We start from the raw sequence: 15,661 nt of genomic DNA, 5'->3' as shown, positions 1-15,661 counted from the left end.
ATATCGACAAGCCACATGCGGCGCCTGGGCTTCACTTGGGGGGCCGATGGTGGACAAGCAGACGCGTACCCGCGAGAGCGAGGAGTTTCTCGAAGATCTTGCCGAAGAACTGAGCGTCCCGATCAGCCGGTACGAGCAGGCCGAGGGGAGCTACAAGTCGCTGGGAGATTGGCTGCACCGCGACGCATCGAGCGTCAGGCAGTACGGCCCGAAGGTCTACGTGCAGGGGTCTTTTCGCCTCGGCACGACCATCCGACCTTCGAACGCTGCCGAGGAGTACGACGTCGATTCGGTTTGCGAACTTCAGAAGCTAGGCAAGACCTCGCTGACGCAGCAGCAGCTCAAGACTCTGCTCGGCGCGGAGATCGAAGCCTATCGCAAGGCGCAGAGCATGAATAAGCCGCTTCGCGAAGGACGGCGCTGCTGGGTTCTGGACTATGCCGATGGCGCTCAGTTTCACATGGATGTGGTGCCCGCGCTTCCAAATGGCCAAAGCGCCCGCATCCTCCTGGAAACCCGCGGCCTTGACGCCCGCTGGACCACAACCGCCATCGCCATAACCGACAACGAGGGGCCAACCTACACAGCCGTTACGGACGACTGGCCGCGCTCGAACCCGAAGGGGTATTGTGAGTGGTTCAAGAGCCGGATGGCGGCCGCTCTCGAACGGCGCAAGCGCATGCTCGCCGAGAGCGTGAAGGCAAGCGTCGAGGATATTCCAGACTACAAAGTACGCACGCCTCTTCAGGCCGCGGTCATGATCCTGAAGCGCCACCGGGATCATACCTTTGAGAATCGCAAGGAAGACCGACCGATCTCGGTGATCATCACCACGCTCGCGGCGCACGCCTATAACGGCGAAGAGACGATCGGCGAAGCGCTGGCGGCCATTCTCGCGGGAATGGACAGGCATATCCTGTGGCATGACAACCGATACTGGATCCCGAATCCCACCGATCCGCTCGAAAACTTCGCCGACAAATGGGCCGAGCATCCCGAGCGAGCGACCGCCTTTGCCGAATGGCTGCAGAAGGCCAGGACGGAATTTGCCGAGGCAGCCCGTTCGAGTGACAGGACCGTGATCACCGAGACGGTCGGACGCGGCGTCGGCGGTTCGCTTGCCGATCGCGCGGCACGCCGCCGCCCGCCGCCAGCACGATCCCCGCTGCTGAAAACTGCATCGGTGGCGCCGCCCAGCGCGGGTCTCTCCTTTCCGGACAGAAGCCGTGTTCCGACCAAGCCCCAGGGGTTCGGCGGCGCGGAATGATCTGGTGGCTCGAGAACCCGGCACGAGCGCGATCTGAGCGCCAGAGCGTCGCTGATCTCGCGGAGCGCGTGAGCTGGCTACGAGGCGTGCGCTGGTATCTTTCGGCCGGCGCTGCGTTCGCCGCCGACTTCGAGATCGAACACGACGGTGGCAGCATTCCGCTCACGATGACCTATGCGGAATTCCATCCCAACGCCCCACCCATCGTCGTCCCCCGAGATGGCAGCCGCCTCTCGAGTCACCAGTATGGTGCCGGCGGAAATCTTTGCCTCGAATATCGCGCCGACAACTGGGAGGCAACGATCACTGGGGCGATGATGATCGAAAGCGCGCGTCGTCTGATCGCCGGTGAGCGCGATGTCGATGGTCCCGAACTGCCGTCGGCGCACGCTGTTTCTCTCGGCCAAAGCGTCCGCGGCTCATACTTCCGCTTCCTGCTGACGCCGCCGACCGAAGAGCGCCTGAAGGCGATCGAATCCGGTCAGGCCATCGAGATCGGTATTGCGGAGAAGTACTACGCGGAAACCTTCACCGTGACGGTCGCCGAGATCGATGGCGTCGCCAATGCGCGTGCATGGCCTGCCGGCATTCGCGAAACCACGAAGCGGGGCCACGCCATCCGACTGCCGCAGGGAACGGCGATGCCAGCGGCGGCGCAGGAGAGCATCGCAAACCTGCTCGGCGATCTCGGCTTCGCGCCCCTCCGCGAACAGGCGCTCGCCGCTACCGGCGAGATGGACCTGGTGCTGGTGTCGGAGACCGAGATTGCGCATTTCTATGCCTATGACGGCAGTCAGAAGCGCTGCTTCGGTCGCTCGCGGATACTGAAGGTCGCTGCCGGCAGCCGGCTCCCGGACGAGTATGCCGTCCTTCCCGATAAAAGCGTTGGTATTGTCGGGTGTGGCTCGCTTGGCTCCAAGGTCGCCGCGATGCTGGCGCGCGCCGGCGTGCTCAAGTTTACGCTTGTCGATGACGACGTCATGTTCGCGGCGAACCTCGTACGCAACGAGCTCGGCGCTGCAGCGGCAGGCGTTCACAAGGTCGACGCGGTCCGCAGCCGCATCATCGAGATTGCAGGAACAATCGATGTCACGGTGCGACGTGTCGCGCTAGGCGGCCAAGAAAGCGCCGATTCGACGGACTCGGTGATGTCGGCGTTGCGGGCCTGTGACGTCATCATCGACGCCACCGCCGACGCGCATTGCTTCAACTTCTGCGCCGCGGTTGCGAAGGAAAGCCTGAAGCCGTTCGTCTGGGGCGAGGTCTTCGCCGGCGGCATCGGCGGGCTGGTGGCGCGCGTTCGATCAGGCCATGAGCCGGAGCCTCAGACGGCCCGCAATCAGATCAACGCCTGGTGCAATGCGCACGGCGTCCACGCCCCGCTCGCTGGCTTTTCGGCACCTTACGCAGCGCCCGCCGAGAGCGGCGGCCCGCTTGTGGCCGACGATGCAGAAGTCGCCATCATCGCAGGACATTTGGCACGCTTGGCGACGGACGTGCTCACGCGCCCAGAGGACAGTACTTTTCCCGTGGCAGCCTATGCCATCGGCCTGCGCACGGCCTGGATTTTCTCCCAGCCCTTCGAGACGTGGCCGATCGAACTCGCCGGCTCCGAGCCCTGGAAGGTCGAACAGGACCCCGCTTCTGTCGTAGAGAGCCTTGCCCTGCTGCGCGAACTCATGCCCACGGCGTTTGATGGTCACGATCAGTCTTCCAAGTAACCAGCGGGCGCGACTTCGCACATGCTTGAGACGCGCCGGCCGGCGCGAAATCGGCGGCATCCTCATGGGTGAGCAGGTCGCACCGGACCATTTTCGGATCGTCGACTTCTCGGTTGATGACAAGACGGGGACGGCAGCGCATTTCGTGCGCAGCCCTGAACATCACGCAGAAGCTCTCGAAAGCTTCTTCCAAAAGACCGGGTCTGACTTCAAACGCTTCAACTACCTCGGCGAATGGCATTCCCATCCCAGCTTTCCGGTTCGGCCGAGCCAAGAGGACATCATGTCGATGCAGAGTCTGGTCCACGGCGAGCGTGACATCGATTTTTCCGCTCTCATGATCGTCAGGTTGCGGTACTTTTTCCACGTCGAAGCCGCTGCGTACATGTTCGTCCGACATGCCGCGCCAGGGGAGGTTGCGCTCACAACCTGATCTGAGGTTCGCGGCCGTATCTGCCGCAGAGCCGCTACACGCGTCGCTGAACGCCAGAACGCATTCCCCACCCATGGTCGCCGCGATATGTTCCAACCTCCAAGGTGAAGATGCGGGATTTTTCGCAGCATATGAGGCAAGGTAACATTGCATCCTTACATTGCGCTGCCTGGATAGAGAACCGTGGACACTGGATTCGTAGATCTCGACATACTGCTCACCCGAATTCGGCATCCCCAGTCGAAGGTGTACTTTCTGGACGCGGTGAAAGCCTACAAGGCGGGCGCGTTGCGTGGCGCGCTTACCTCAGCATGGGTCGCCCTCGTCTATGATCTGATCGCCAAGTACCGCGAGCTGAGCGCCATGGGCGACGCGGCCGCGACCGCTTTTCTTCAATCGTGGGACAATGCGACCGTCTCAGGCGACATCGCCAAGCTGCTTCAGCTTGAAGGAGGCATCCTCGAAGACGCGACGGCCAACACGCAAGTCGTCAATCGTATCGCCCGAACGCATCTGGAGCGCCTTCGCGAAGACCGGCACCTCTGCGCCCATCCGGCCTTCTCCGCCGAGGCCGATCTGTTCCAACCTTCCCCGGAGCTGGTGCGGCTTCACCTCGTCAACGCGGTCGATCTCGTGCTGTCGCAGGAACCTCTACAGGGCAAGGCGATCTTCGACCTCTATGACGTCGACGTGCAATCGACAGGTTTTCCGACGGCCTACGAACGCATCCTCGACTACGTCGAGCAGCGCTACCTTGCGCGCGTCCGTACCCAGAACGTGCGCAATTTCGGCACGGTGCTCGCAAAATCCCTCCTCAAGGGTGTGCCGGCGCAATGGGAACCGCTGCATCGCAAGATCATTCCCTCGCTGGTCGCCCTGCGCGAACGCGCCGCTGACGCCTGGCCGGATGTCTCCCTGGCAATCATCAGGCTGATCGACAATCTCGAACCGGCAAACCGCCCTCGCGCCATCGCCTTCATCGCCGCTTTCCCGGATTTCTGGCCACGACTTCAGGAGCCGACGCGGACCGCCCTGCAGCAGACCATTGATAATGCCGACCCAGCGGCACTCACTGACTATCGCATCCTGGCGGGCGTGACTGTCGCGCAATTCCGCGCCCCGCTGTTGCCCCTCATAGCCGGCCTCAATCGAGAGCACTTGGCCGCCGCCATTGCCTCTCAGCCGCTCGCCGACCTTTGGCCCCGGGCAATTGAAGAGTATCAGGGGTCTGGTAGCTGGCGTGGGTCCGAAGCGAACTTCGGCGACCTCATCACGCCGTTCGCCGGCCGCCTCGGCAGCCGGCAGCTCGACCAGCTGCTCGATGCCGTCATCGACAACGGGCAGAACTGGGATGCAGCAGAGACCGATACCCTGTTGCTCAGCGTGCTCCGCAACGCGGCCGTTGCCGATCGGCCGACGCATGACGCACGGAATCGATTCTACCAATTCATTCGTCGCATGCGCCGTACCGACAAATATGAGGACGTTCTGACCTTCCTGCAGTCCGACGGATGGGTGCTGCCGCCGCCGGAGCAACCGGCTGACGAGTGAGCCAGCGAACAACACAGGCCGCGCAACAAGGCACGCACCAACATCAGCGTGACCCAAGCGGGATTTTGCAGGATGGTCTGGCCTTCGGCGGTCGCATTGATCGCGCCGATATCCGGATGGCTGGCCCATCGCGCCATCGCGATCGCCCGCGCCTGCATCCGTGCCGGTGCGCGAGGGCGCTTCTTCAACGTCGTCGATCTCGTCAACAAACTCGAGGCCGAGGCCCGCGCCGGCCGCCAGGGCCGCATGGCCGACTATCTCTCGCGCATGGACTTCATCGTCCTCGACGAACTCGGCTATCTACCCTTCGCCCAATCCGGCGGCCAGTTGCTGTTCCACCTGATCAGCCGGCTCTACGAACAGAGCTCCGTCATCGTCACCACCAACCTCGCCTTCGGCGAGTGGCCCTCCGTCTTCGGCGATGCCAAGATGACCACCGCGCTCCTCGACCGGCCGACCCATCACTGTGACATCGTCGAGACCGGCAACGAGAGCTGGCGCTTCAAGAACAGGCTCTGAGCCACGCGCCGCCGGCGACCCGGAGCCGGCGCGGCTGCGCAACCCAAACCAGCTCCGCCGTGCCGCCTCCTCACCGTCTCAACACATCAAGGGGTCAAGATTGGACGCCGATCGGGGGGCAATACTGTGCGCCGTTTGACATGCTAGGCCGACTGGCGTTCGCTAGATGATGCGGGTCACCTAACCGGTCGCCATTTGCCGGTGGTCAGCCCGCCGCGTTCGGCATGGGCAAGCTCTGTCCAGAAGTCTCGAGAGCCGAACGTAATGTGCTTCAGCGGCCGGAACGCGTCCCAGACGGTGTTGGCTCGGCCGAGAACATACAGAAGCTGGCCGAGGTCCAACCAAAACACGTCGATGAGATAAGGGAAAAGCTTAACAAGCCCGTCCTCCTTCGGCGCTACGCTGGCAATGTCATCCAGGATTTTTGCAGACCGCCTGTTGAAGTCGGCGATGATCCGTTCATTCTCTTTGTCCGGCACCACCACCGTCAGCTTCGCGCCAACCAGTGAGCGAACGACGGCATTCGACAGCGCCTTATCACTCACGGGTCCATAGCTCAGCGGCGATACGGCGACCTTCACCGGCTGGAAGTCGTCGACAAGCTCGCCCGGCTTGGTCAGCGGTGTGTCGCCAGCCCTCAGATTGATCTCGTGGCGCACGAGCTGGGAGAGCATTCGAAGGAAGCTATCAGCGTAATCGCGAAAGAAGGCGAACATGTCGCCGGAGCGCGACTGCCGCGTCAGCATCTTTCCCTTCGTTTCGATCAGAGTAATGCGGTCCCCATCCCGTGTCGCCGCATCGAACTCGAACCGCTGGCCCCTGACTTCGTATGGATGGCTACTAAGCACTGTGGGTGCCTTGCCCTGGCACGCAGTCGCTATCGCCCTTTCCATGGTCAGCCCGACCACGTCGCCGGCGCGGGGGCCCAGCTTCGACCAGAGAAGGCCGAACACAAACTCGCATGCAGCTTCGGCCAGGAATGAGCGGGGCAGCGTCATGGCCTGGTCGCGTCCGCACGCGAAAAGCAGCACGCTATCTTGAGTGCGGCCCTGAGCAGCGAGCGGATCGCTGTAGCCGCTGTTCACTCGCTCAGCGGCGCCTTGCGTCAGCCGTGTCAGCAGAGGAAGTGCCTGTTCGGCATTGGCGCGGGGAAATGTAGTGGCACGATCTTCTGCTGACGTCTCGGAGAGCTTCGCGATCTCGCTCACCAGGGCGGACGGCGCGAAGCCCAGGCGATGAGCATCGTCCTCGGTCAAAACGCCGACTAGCGCATCCAGCACCTGGCGCATGGCCTGCGTCGGCATTTGCGGCAGGGTGAAGAACTCCCGCCACAACGTCGACGCAGCCAGCGTCCGGTGAAGCTGGCTCGGATGAAGGTCCATATCCTCGAATGAGCTGTATCGTTGGCAATCGTGGACGGCAGCGAAATCAGTGGCCAGCGCGATGAGCGAAGCCCAGGCAACCGCGGGCTTTCGGGCGGTCGCTTTCTTGTCCAGGTTCCGTAGAGCCAGCGACATCAGCCAGCCAACCGGGATCATCGGGTGCCTTGCAGCGTACAGGCCGAGTCCGACCTCTCCAAACAGCCACATCCCGTCGTGAATGTTATTTGCATCGCGCATTGCGCGAAGAAGTTGGTTCACGGTCTCCAGACCGCCCAGAAGACGAATGTACCCTTCGACGCTGCTGACGATCTGTTGTCGAGCGCTGCCCTCAATTCGCGGCCCATAGGCGGCGATATCAAACCTAAACCCGCGTTTCCGCAGGCGTAGACAGGCCGCACCAACAATTTCTTCGCGATCTCGAAATGATGCTGAGTCCAGAGCAGCTGGGTTGCTGAGTGCTGGCTGCTTCACTGCCCAGGCAATCGCTTGTGCCCAAGCATCCAGATCAGACAGCGGCGTAAATCGCTGTTCGACGTGCTCATTGACTATTAGCCGCGCTGCAGCTGCTGCCAGCCGAGGCGCATCTCCAAGAACGGCTGCAATTTGCAGGGAGCTCACAAGGCGACCAAGCTCGGTTGGAAACAAGCCATTCTCGTTCAGCAAAACTATGCCGGGTGGCCGAGGCTCGACGCCCGGCATAGCCATGGCCTCGAAAGCGCGCAGGAACCGAGTCAGGTCATCATCATCGAGCAACTGAGCGCCTATCACCCTGAGGACAACCCAGAGATCTAGGCTCTGAATTCCCTCGGTTGTCCCATGGCCACGTCAGCTCTGGAAGGGCCTCCCATCCAGAGCAGCGGAGCACTGGATGAAAGTTATCACGGAGCGCTCGACATCCATTGCGGCGACCACACGTGCTCCATCGAGTGGTTGCAAGCTGCGATTGAGCGTGATCCAGTAAAGTGTGTGTCCGCTTTCGGTCACGGTGCCAATGTCCGGAGTTGGCGCTTAGCAAGTCAAAGCTCCGACGCTGCCTCCAAACCAACACAACGGGTTCCTTTAGCGGCGAAAGCCGGTCAAACGACGATGAGCGGCTCCATCCACCGACACGGCCTTTTCCAGAGTCTGTTTGCAACCCACCAAGATTACTCGTTCGGTAGCGCGAGTGATGGAGGTATAGATCAGAGAGCGATCCATCAGCCTGTTCCCCGTCACCGGGATAACCACTGTGCGGAACTGACTGCCCTGTGCCTTATGCACCGTAACGGCATAGGCGAGCGCGATATCTTCCGCCGGCCCGCCCAGGTTGAACCGATGGGACGCTCCGTCGAAGTCCACGACAATGGTCGCTCCCTCCACCAGGCTGACGACGCCGAGGCTGCCGTTCCGAAGATCCCGCTGGTAGTCGTTTCGGCCGAAGATGATTGGCTCACCAACTATGTACGGCGGCGGCCGCGACGTCGGTTGCCTGGAGGCCACGAGAGCGTGGAAGCGGGCATTTAGGGTGGCTACGCCGACATCGCCGGCTCGCAGGGGCGATAAGACCCTGAGACCATCGGCAAAGCCTCCCAACGAGGTTACCACGTCGACGATATCGTCCGCCGTCGGGTCCGTTCTGGTGGGTATCAGGACAACGCCGTCGTCGTCGGATATCTCTGTTCGGAGCGAGGGAAGCCGGCCATCGCGCACAGCGGCGGCCACGGCCGGTATGCCCGAGGCGTCCGACTGGCGATAGATTTGCGTCAGGCGCACGCATGGGATAGCCGCCACTTCGACGAACGCGTGGAACGTGAGGCCAAACCCGATCGGGCCAAGCTGGGCCTCATCCCCAACAAGCAATAGGCCGGCTCCGGCCGGAAGCGCTCGAAGCAGGCGATAGAACGTCGGCAGGTCCAACATCGAGCTCTCGTCGACGATGACGAGGCACTCGGGCCCGAGCGCGACTGTCCGAGCTTCGCAGCCCTTGAGGAAGGCAGCGATCGTCGACGCCGGCCGATGTGTCGCCTCGCGCATCCGGACAGCGGCCCGGCCGGCCAGAGCCATCAGGTGAACTACTCTGCCGAACGATTCCGCAGCATCGCAGATCGCCCGTAGCACGGTCGTTTTTCCGACCCCCGCCCCGCCGACGACGAGACCGAAGCGCTGCCGCAGTGCCAGATGTACAGCCGATCGCTGTTCAGCGTTCAGTTCGAGTCCGAGAGCGCGCTTGGCATCATCGAGCCATCGATCGACTTCGTTTTCGCGGATCGGGCGGGCTATCAGATCGCCGATTTCGTCATCAGCAAGCATAGCTTCGAGACGCCTGGCAACGTAACGCTCCATCATGGCGGCGCCGGCGGGCTGCCACCCGGTTCCGCATTTCGCGGCCGCGCCAATGTCATGAGCAATCGGGACAGCCCGCTGCGCCAGCGCACGGCTCCCCAACAGCTTGGCTACCTCGCGGTCGATCTCTTGGTTGGAGACCCACGTATCCTGCCGATGCAAGGCTCGGTAGAGCACGGCCTCGACTGCGCCGACGAGCCGCAACTTGTGGTCCCGGGCAATACCGAGACGCCGAGCAACATCATCCACCTCGCGCCAACCTGCGAGCGCCATGAGCAGATATGGATTGGCCCGGAGACGCGGGGCAGCCTCTGCGCCCCACAACTTCACGATCTTGTCGGCTAATCGCGGATCCAACCCCATCTCGTCGAGCCAGACCACGATATCGTTGCGAGCGAGATCCTCGCGCCAGGCATCGACGAGGAGCTGTGCGCCGACCTCCCCCAAGATTTCAATGAAGGGTCCCGGATCCCCGCTCGCTAGCAACTGGGGCAGCTCATCGCCGAACCGCTCAGCAAGTTTTGCTGCACGAGCGTATCCGATGCCTTGGAACGCCGAGCTCTCCGCGAGATGTCGAACCAGAGTCCGGCGGCTAGGTGTCTGCCCTGCCAACCCGACGACATCATGCCCTCGTGCTCGGTCCAGAGAAGGGGCAAGCGCAAGCGGCGCGCCAAGGCGCGCCCCCTTCTCTTCCCCTGCGCGCGAGGGCCTGCTGATCGCAGGTCGGCTCCGAGGGACGGTCATTCCCCGGTCTCACCGAGGGACGGGAAGAGTTGCGAGACGAAGCGGCCCGTTTCAACAACATGGGTTTCGACATGCTGCAGGCGCCGCGTTTGCTCGCGGAGTTCCGTGAGCTCAGCTCGAAGAGCGGCGTTTTCCTGCTCCAGCCTCTGGATGCGCCGATCCCGTCGATCCGCTTTCGGGATTTCGGATGCAGCTTCGGCCGGCTCGGGTGCATCGATGCCCAGTTCGGCTACAGCCTCGGCCAGCAAGCGTTTCGCACCGGGGTTCTTGTAGAGGACCTGACGATCGAACCCGCAGTCCATTGCGATCGCGGAGACGTTAACGCGACCATTGCGCTCCGGCAGATGCCGCTTCTCATCTGCCCGTTGACGGAGATAGCGACGCAGCTTCTCAACATTATCCGCGCCAAGTGCCGCACCGGAGAGTTCCTCAGTCACGCTTAGATTCTCGCGCGATCGATTGGAGGCAGCGGAGCCTCGAGGTCATTCCGAGTGAGCCCACGGGCGGTCGCGTTCCGGATCATGACGATAAACCGCTCCTCATAATGCGCGAGCTTCTCCCGCAGAAACTGGTTCTCGGCCTCACGGTCCTCAATCTGGCGCCGCAACACGACGACCAAGGGGTCCTTGGACGGCTTCGGGCTCTTCCTGAGATCGATCTTCCGCTGCTGGAAAGCGTCGACGATCGCTTTGTGTCGATTGAGACCTTGGCGGGTCCACCCACCTTTTTCGACCTGGGCGGTCATCTTGACGAGCGCTTCCCAGGTCAAAGGTATCGTAGCCGGCCAGGTTCTGATGATCTGGCAGACGCGTTGGACTGCTGCTTCGTCGATAGCGCGACGCGGGCCGGTTCGCGGTTTCGCCTTGCGGCGCCCTGCTTGCCTTCTGTCCGAGTCGCTCATCGATCGCCCCCATCCGCCGCCCAACCGTAGTTGATTCCCATATCGGCGGCAGGCGGTAAGTCCCATGGGTTAGCCTCGTTTCGGATTATTCACTCTGAAAGGCGGGCTGGACAAGCGTGCCATCCGGTATTGTAGCGTCGCCATGTACCGCTAGGACGGCCTTCAGATTGGAGGCCACGCGCTGGTGAGCGACGACCCAACGCGATGCGCCGTAGGTCTCGTCAGCCACCTCTTCCCGCGCTTTCGCAAGCAACCGCTCGGTTTCGCCAAAAAGCTGCTCCGCGGCAGCCTGCTGCGCGGCGTCGCCTTTGACGACCAGGTGCTCTTCACATCCCGAGCAATCGCCGAAGACCGGACACGGCGTCATGCTCCAGTCATGGATGCATTGTCCGATATCGGTAACGTGGGCGGTCGCAATCGCTGCCTCGCGGAACTGCTTTCGGTCAATCGGGGGCAACCGCTCCTGGACTTTCGCCAGGGGACCGCGGATATCGCCGGCTTCGACCAGGGCTCGGACGCGCTTCGCCAACTGCGCACCCGAGACGTGATCGTAAGCCGCGTTCTGCCAGACATCTTTTCGACCTGACCAACGGGCGATTTCCATCTGGCTCATGCCGCCCTCCTGGGCCATGGTATTTAGCCAGTGGCGGAACTGATGCGTATTCATGCGGATTGACCGACCACCCGCACCGGCAATGCCGAATTTTTCGAAGATCGAAGGGGCGCCGGCTCTCCCTCTTATGAAGTCCGCGATCATCCCATCCGTTAGAAAACGGGCGGAACCTGAGATCGTGGCCCTCCGCGCATGCATCATATTATGAGGAATGAGGAACATATACTCCTCAAATTTCAGGCGCCCCTCATCAACAACAGGAAAATCAAACAATATCGCCTCAATAACATCTCTCTTTACTGCACAAACACGGCCATCTACGAGGCGATCGATCTTATTTCGTTTCAGCCACTGTTGGCCCCCGCCTTTAGAAAGCCCAAGCACAGCTTCAAGATCGCGGCCAGAAATAAGGCCGTCGAGATCCCCCTGTTCAAGCCCAGGAGCTGGTAGATAGCCTGGATTTTCTCTCACAAACTGTGCAACTCGACGAGTCGGCTCAGTAATCCGACGTATGTCTGTGATCGCCCTCTTCGCAACATCCACCAATGGCGAGGGAATCCATTTCGGAAGGGGCGGCGCGCCTTTCTCGCCGAAGTAACGGATACCGTAGCGGACAATGGGCTTCCCAACCTTGTCCAGCACCGGCTCGCCATTTTCGAACGCTTCCTCCTCGACCTCACAGTCGGCCGGGATAGTGAGTAGCTCGTTGATCCGCCAACCGCCGCAAACGAGAAGTTCGATCGCGCGGATCCGAAGGACGTCGGCTGGTTCCGTCACTCGGTTCGCCAAGTCAGCTAGCGCATCGAGTTCCTCCGCCTTCGGCAACTTTTGAGCCCGCCGCGCCTCGGCCTCCTCACCAATCCGAGCGTTGCTATCATCCACCCGTGGATTGGGGTTCTTGAAGTCGATTTTCGCTCTGCCAATGCCGTAGTTGTTGAGCCAGCCCGCGATTTCCGCCAGCTTCTTACCGAGAACATAGGCCGTCGCTCCTGTATCCGCCTCCCGGGACGCCCTAGCGGCGTCGAAGAAGTGATCCGCGAGCAGCCGGCATGGGTCGTACCCAATGTCCGACATGAGCGCCTCCAGGAACCGGGCCGCACGGATAATGGTGTTATGATCTTCAATATGCTTAGGGGCCGCATCCTCCCGACGTCGAACAACTGCCTTTATGAAGTCGGCCAAAGGCGCTTGCAGAGGGACCCGATCTTCGCCGTTTCGATCTCCCCGCTTTGCTTCCGTAAAATAGAGGGTCCTAGCGCCACGCCGTGAGCTCGAAGCCCGACTTTTCTTGATAGACTCGACGCACCAGATGGGGGCATCGAACTCGACTGGGCCAAAAGCGCTGAGTTTCCGAGCGCCTGTTATGAAGTTGACTAGGTTCTGTTGCGCATCGAGATCGCGCGCCGAAGGAAGTATATGAACACTCATGCTGCTTCGGCTGCACGAGCCGCCTCAATTCGCGAGATCACATCGCCGATCGCCAAAATCGTCGAGTCATAGATCGCCACCATGCGACCATCCTGTCCGGCAGCGAGCTTCCGATCACGCGTCGCCAGCAAGTCGTTCAATATGACGTCGTGCGGACCATCCATCCAAGGTTGGAACAGGGCACAGGTGTAACATGCGATCGGAGCCAAAAATCCACAGAACGAATGCTGCCCGCACGTGCCCAGGCTCACGACCTCGTCGTTCGCCTTGTCGAGTGTCTTCACCCGGCTGGTCGGGTCGTTCCCGCGAACGGCTTCAGGCTCCGCACGCACGATCTTGCCAAGAAAAGCCTGAGCGACAGGTCCGAGCGCCAGCGCCATGGCCTTATCGAGCGACTCCACGATATCCGACTTAATGTCGAAGTAGACTCGCACATTCTGCAGATCGGTATGATCGAGAAGATCTGCGAGCTCTCGCTGACTGACCCCTTCACGAACGAGCCGCGTGGCATAGGTGTAGCGCAAACGGCGAGGCGTGACCTCAAGAGGACGCCCGGTTCGCGGCGAGATCACTCCCAGGCGATCTACTGCGTTCCTCACCAGGGCGGTAAACTCGGAGGCGTATAAATGTCGAGCATACTCAGACATCGGCCCTCCTTCGTCTGATCGGGCGGTGCCGCGAACGAAAAGCGGCGCGGGATGATCGGGGCTCCAATCACCTCCCGCTTCGCGCCCTCGACGATTTTCCTCCATCAGGTCGAGTACAACCTGACCGATTTCTTGGTTGAGTTTGCGAAGCCGAAACTCGCGGCGCGGCGCCTCCGTTCGCTTCTTCACCCGCGGAACACTGACCTGGATGAACCGGCGCCCTTCCTCCTCGATCACGCTGACATCGCCTTCACGAAGAAGAGCAAACTGGAGCGGATTGCTGCCGAAGGCAACGCAGAGCCAAAGCGCGGCCAACTCTGTCAAAGCGATGCTATTTGACTGGCCGGCAGCCCTCAGCGCGTTCAGCAGCGCTGTGATCTCTAAATCGTTGAGAGGCCCTTCGTCAGGATCGAGCGACAGGACCGCATGGCCCTTCTTGTTTCCGCCTACAACACGAGCATCCAGCTCGAAAGCGACCTCTTCTGAAAAGGCGGAGCAACCTTGATCCACGCAGAACCGAAACCAGTGACGGAGATAATGCAATCGATACTGGGCTTCTGACCCGAAAAATCGCTGCATCTCGCCGAAAAAACTAATGTCGATGGCAGTCCCATTGCGATCTGACTTAGCGAAAGACGACGAATTGCAGACATGCAGTATAGCACTAAAGGTATTTCTTACAGAATCTGGGGATTTGGTCTCGATCAAGCGCTTGAAATAAAGGGCCGTTGCCTCAAGTATATCTGGAGACTCAAATTTTAACTCTAACCACTTAAGTGTGTGAGATGCTCTAGCGCTGTTCAGGCGCCAAACCCAGCCGCTGGCATCAACTGGAAGCCCAGCGAGATCGAGAATGACGCCCTGCGAAGGGAACGAGGGTGCAATTCCGTACATTTTCGCAGCTGCGTTCAACGATTTTTTCCCTCGCTACTTTTGTCTTGCATGCTCAACATCACCTTTTCCGCGCGCCTACGGGTGTGTCGTTGCGTATATTTATCGCCTTGCTGAGAATCTTTTGTCCAACCCATCGTATAATTGCGGGCCTGCTTCTCGTGCTCTTCGCTGAGCCCTTGCGCATCCGCAGCGGCCGAGAAACGGTCGTTGGCAGTGTTTCTCAGCACGTGAGGCATAAGTGCTTTAGGTAAGCCGCCAATCCTTTTGCGCAACAGGTCAAACATGTCGTTCACCGTCCGAAGGCCTAACGGACGCCCTGTGCGAGCCACGAAGACGTAAGGCGTCTTTCGCACTTCACCGTAACGACTGCGATCGCGGCGAACTACCATCCAACGCAGCAAGAGCTGAGCAAGCTCAGCGCTAATCGGGATATCACGCGGTAACGTTTTGACGCGAGGCTCGATCTGGCGGGGATCTCCAGGATCATCAGGATCACGGATGACCCTGACTTGAGGAGATCTGCTCCCGAGAGCGATGAGGTGCTCTCCCTTTAACTTCAACGCCTCGGCCCGTCGCATGCCGGTCTCGTAGTAGAGCAGCAGAAGCGCTTCGTTTCTCAGCTTATGCTGCTGCTGGAACGGATTGAGCGGATTGCCCGATTTGATCACCTGGAGGAACAGTGCCTGCGCGGCCTCGTCGATACCTTCCCGGCCGACAGAACGGCCGCGTGGAAGATTCTCCAGCATCAGCCGTTCAAACTGTTCGATGCGTCGACGGCCTTCGGGCAGGCGAGGATCACCTAATCGCATGCGCATCAGAGCATTGCGAGCATGCCAGGTGATGAATTCAGCCGTGAACCGGCATCTATTGTAGAAACCACCGGCCCCAATTGTGGCTGGCCGGATCCTTGTCTCGACCGAAGTTTCTCGTTTGACGCGCAGCCGGAGATTGTCGCGAAGATCGATGATCTCCGAGGGCGAGATCAACTCCAGCGTTTCAAACCGAGTTCGCAGATCTATGCCGCGCGCGACGGCCCAATTCATAAGCAACGCGATTGCGCGGAGATGGGCCTCCATTGTGCCAGCGGAGCCTTCTCGGACTCGCAAGACATGTATCGCGTAGATCGTCGGATCGAACGCTAGGATGCCGGCCCCATCGACAACGCGCGGAAAGCGCTCGCCCGATCCAAAACGGCCGTGTTTTACATAGAAAGGCGCAATTTCCTGATACATATCTGCC

11 protein-coding genes and 1 pseudogene are annotated in these 15,661 nt (G+C 60.9%); 5 read left to right on the top strand and 7 right to left on the bottom strand.

The window, feature by feature from the left end; all coding sequences use genetic code 11:
* Nucleotides 1–46 precede the first annotated feature (46 nt).
* The 5 genes and pseudogenes from AC1DNE_RS05665 to AC1DNE_RS05645 all read left to right on the top strand — a co-directional run.
* Nucleotides 47–1,267, top strand: a complete 1,221-nt coding sequence (locus AC1DNE_RS05665; RefSeq protein ID WP_476840954.1) for a nucleotidyltransferase domain-containing protein — start codon at nucleotides 47–49, stop codon at nucleotides 1,265–1,267.
* On the top strand, nucleotides 1,264–2,988 hold the full coding sequence (locus AC1DNE_RS05660; RefSeq protein WP_476840953.1) for a ThiF family adenylyltransferase: 1,725 nt from the start codon (nucleotides 1,264–1,266) through the stop codon (nucleotides 2,986–2,988). The genes AC1DNE_RS05665 and AC1DNE_RS05660 overlap by 4 nt, the downstream gene beginning before the upstream one ends.
* Nucleotides 2,963–3,421, top strand: coding sequence for a M67 family metallopeptidase (locus AC1DNE_RS05655; protein WP_476840952.1), 459 nt, complete (start codon nucleotides 2,963–2,965; stop codon nucleotides 3,419–3,421). The genes AC1DNE_RS05660 and AC1DNE_RS05655 overlap by 26 nt, the downstream gene beginning before the upstream one ends.
* Before the next feature lie 183 nt (nucleotides 3,422–3,604).
* A complete protein-coding gene (locus AC1DNE_RS05650) occupies nucleotides 3,605–4,972 on the top strand; it encodes a hypothetical protein (protein ID WP_476840951.1) in 1,368 nt (455 codons plus the stop codon).
* Nucleotides 4,973–5,098: 126 nt separating this feature from the next.
* Nucleotides 5,099–5,491, top strand: a pseudogene (locus tag AC1DNE_RS05645) (ATP-binding protein); the annotation flags it as partial.
* Nucleotides 5,492–5,667: 176 nt separating this feature from the next.
* Here AC1DNE_RS05645 and AC1DNE_RS05640 read toward each other — a convergent pair.
* The 7 genes from AC1DNE_RS05640 to AC1DNE_RS05610 all read right to left on the bottom strand — a co-directional run bounded on the left by AC1DNE_RS05640 (nucleotide 5,668) and on the right by AC1DNE_RS05610 (nucleotide 15,654).
* Complete coding sequence (locus AC1DNE_RS05640) at nucleotides 5,668–7,626, bottom strand: hypothetical protein (protein ID WP_476840950.1); 1,959 nt, start codon at nucleotides 7,624–7,626, stop codon at nucleotides 5,668–5,670.
* Nucleotides 7,627–7,932: 306 nt separating this feature from the next.
* The gene (locus tag AC1DNE_RS05635; RefSeq protein WP_476840949.1) at nucleotides 7,933–9,807 is read right to left on the bottom strand and encodes an ATP-dependent DNA helicase; all 1,875 of its coding nucleotides are present in this window, start codon (nucleotides 9,805–9,807) and stop codon (nucleotides 7,933–7,935) included.
* A gap of 128 nt (nucleotides 9,808–9,935) precedes the next feature.
* Nucleotides 9,936–10,376 carry a DUF6262 family protein gene (locus AC1DNE_RS05630; protein ID WP_476840948.1) on the bottom strand — a complete coding sequence of 147 codons (441 nt, stop codon included), beginning with the start codon at nucleotides 10,374–10,376 and terminating at the stop codon, nucleotides 9,936–9,938.
* Nucleotides 10,377–10,378: 2 nt separating this feature from the next.
* Entirely contained in the window at nucleotides 10,379–10,684 is a 306-nt protein-coding gene (locus tag AC1DNE_RS05625; protein WP_476840947.1) for a hypothetical protein, read from the bottom strand.
* Nucleotides 10,685–10,925: 241 nt separating this feature from the next.
* On the bottom strand, nucleotides 10,926–12,635 hold the full coding sequence (locus AC1DNE_RS05620; protein ID WP_476840946.1) for a hypothetical protein: 1,710 nt from the start codon (nucleotides 12,633–12,635) through the stop codon (nucleotides 10,926–10,928).
* 242 nt (nucleotides 12,636–12,877) lie between these two features.
* Nucleotides 12,878–14,440 carry a site-specific integrase gene (locus tag AC1DNE_RS05615; RefSeq protein WP_476840945.1) on the bottom strand — a complete coding sequence of 521 codons (1,563 nt, stop codon included), beginning with the start codon at nucleotides 14,438–14,440 and terminating at the stop codon, nucleotides 12,878–12,880.
* Nucleotides 14,437–15,654, bottom strand: coding sequence for a tyrosine-type recombinase/integrase (locus AC1DNE_RS05610; RefSeq protein ID WP_476840944.1), 1,218 nt, complete (start codon nucleotides 15,652–15,654; stop codon nucleotides 14,437–14,439). The genes AC1DNE_RS05615 and AC1DNE_RS05610 overlap by 4 nt, the downstream gene beginning before the upstream one ends.
* Between the last annotated feature and the right edge of the window lie 7 nt (nucleotides 15,655–15,661).

It is taken from the genome of Allobosea sp. 05L423 (assembly GCF_056397745.1).
The sequence above is the reverse complement of the archived record's forward strand: the minus strand, read 5'-3'. Positions and strand labels throughout refer to the sequence as shown.

Bases quoted from the DNA above. Each gene is read 5' to 3' on its own strand.
- AC1DNE_RS05625 (WP_476840947.1), bottom strand. From the start codon at position 10,684: ATGACCGCCCAGGTCGAAAAAGGTGGGTGGACCCGCCAAGGTCTCAAT.
- AC1DNE_RS05665 (WP_476840954.1), top strand. From the start codon at position 47: ATGGTGGACAAGCAGACGCGTACCCGCGAGAGCGAGGAGTTTCTCGAA.
- AC1DNE_RS05655 (WP_476840952.1), top strand. From the start codon at position 2,963: ATGGTCACGATCAGTCTTCCAAGTAACCAGCGGGCGCGACTTCGCACA.
- AC1DNE_RS05660 (WP_476840953.1), top strand. From the start codon at position 1,264: ATGATCTGGTGGCTCGAGAACCCGGCACGAGCGCGATCTGAGCGCCAG.
- AC1DNE_RS05610 (WP_476840944.1), bottom strand. From the start codon at position 15,654: ATGTATCAGGAAATTGCGCCTTTCTATGTAAAACACGGCCGTTTTGGA.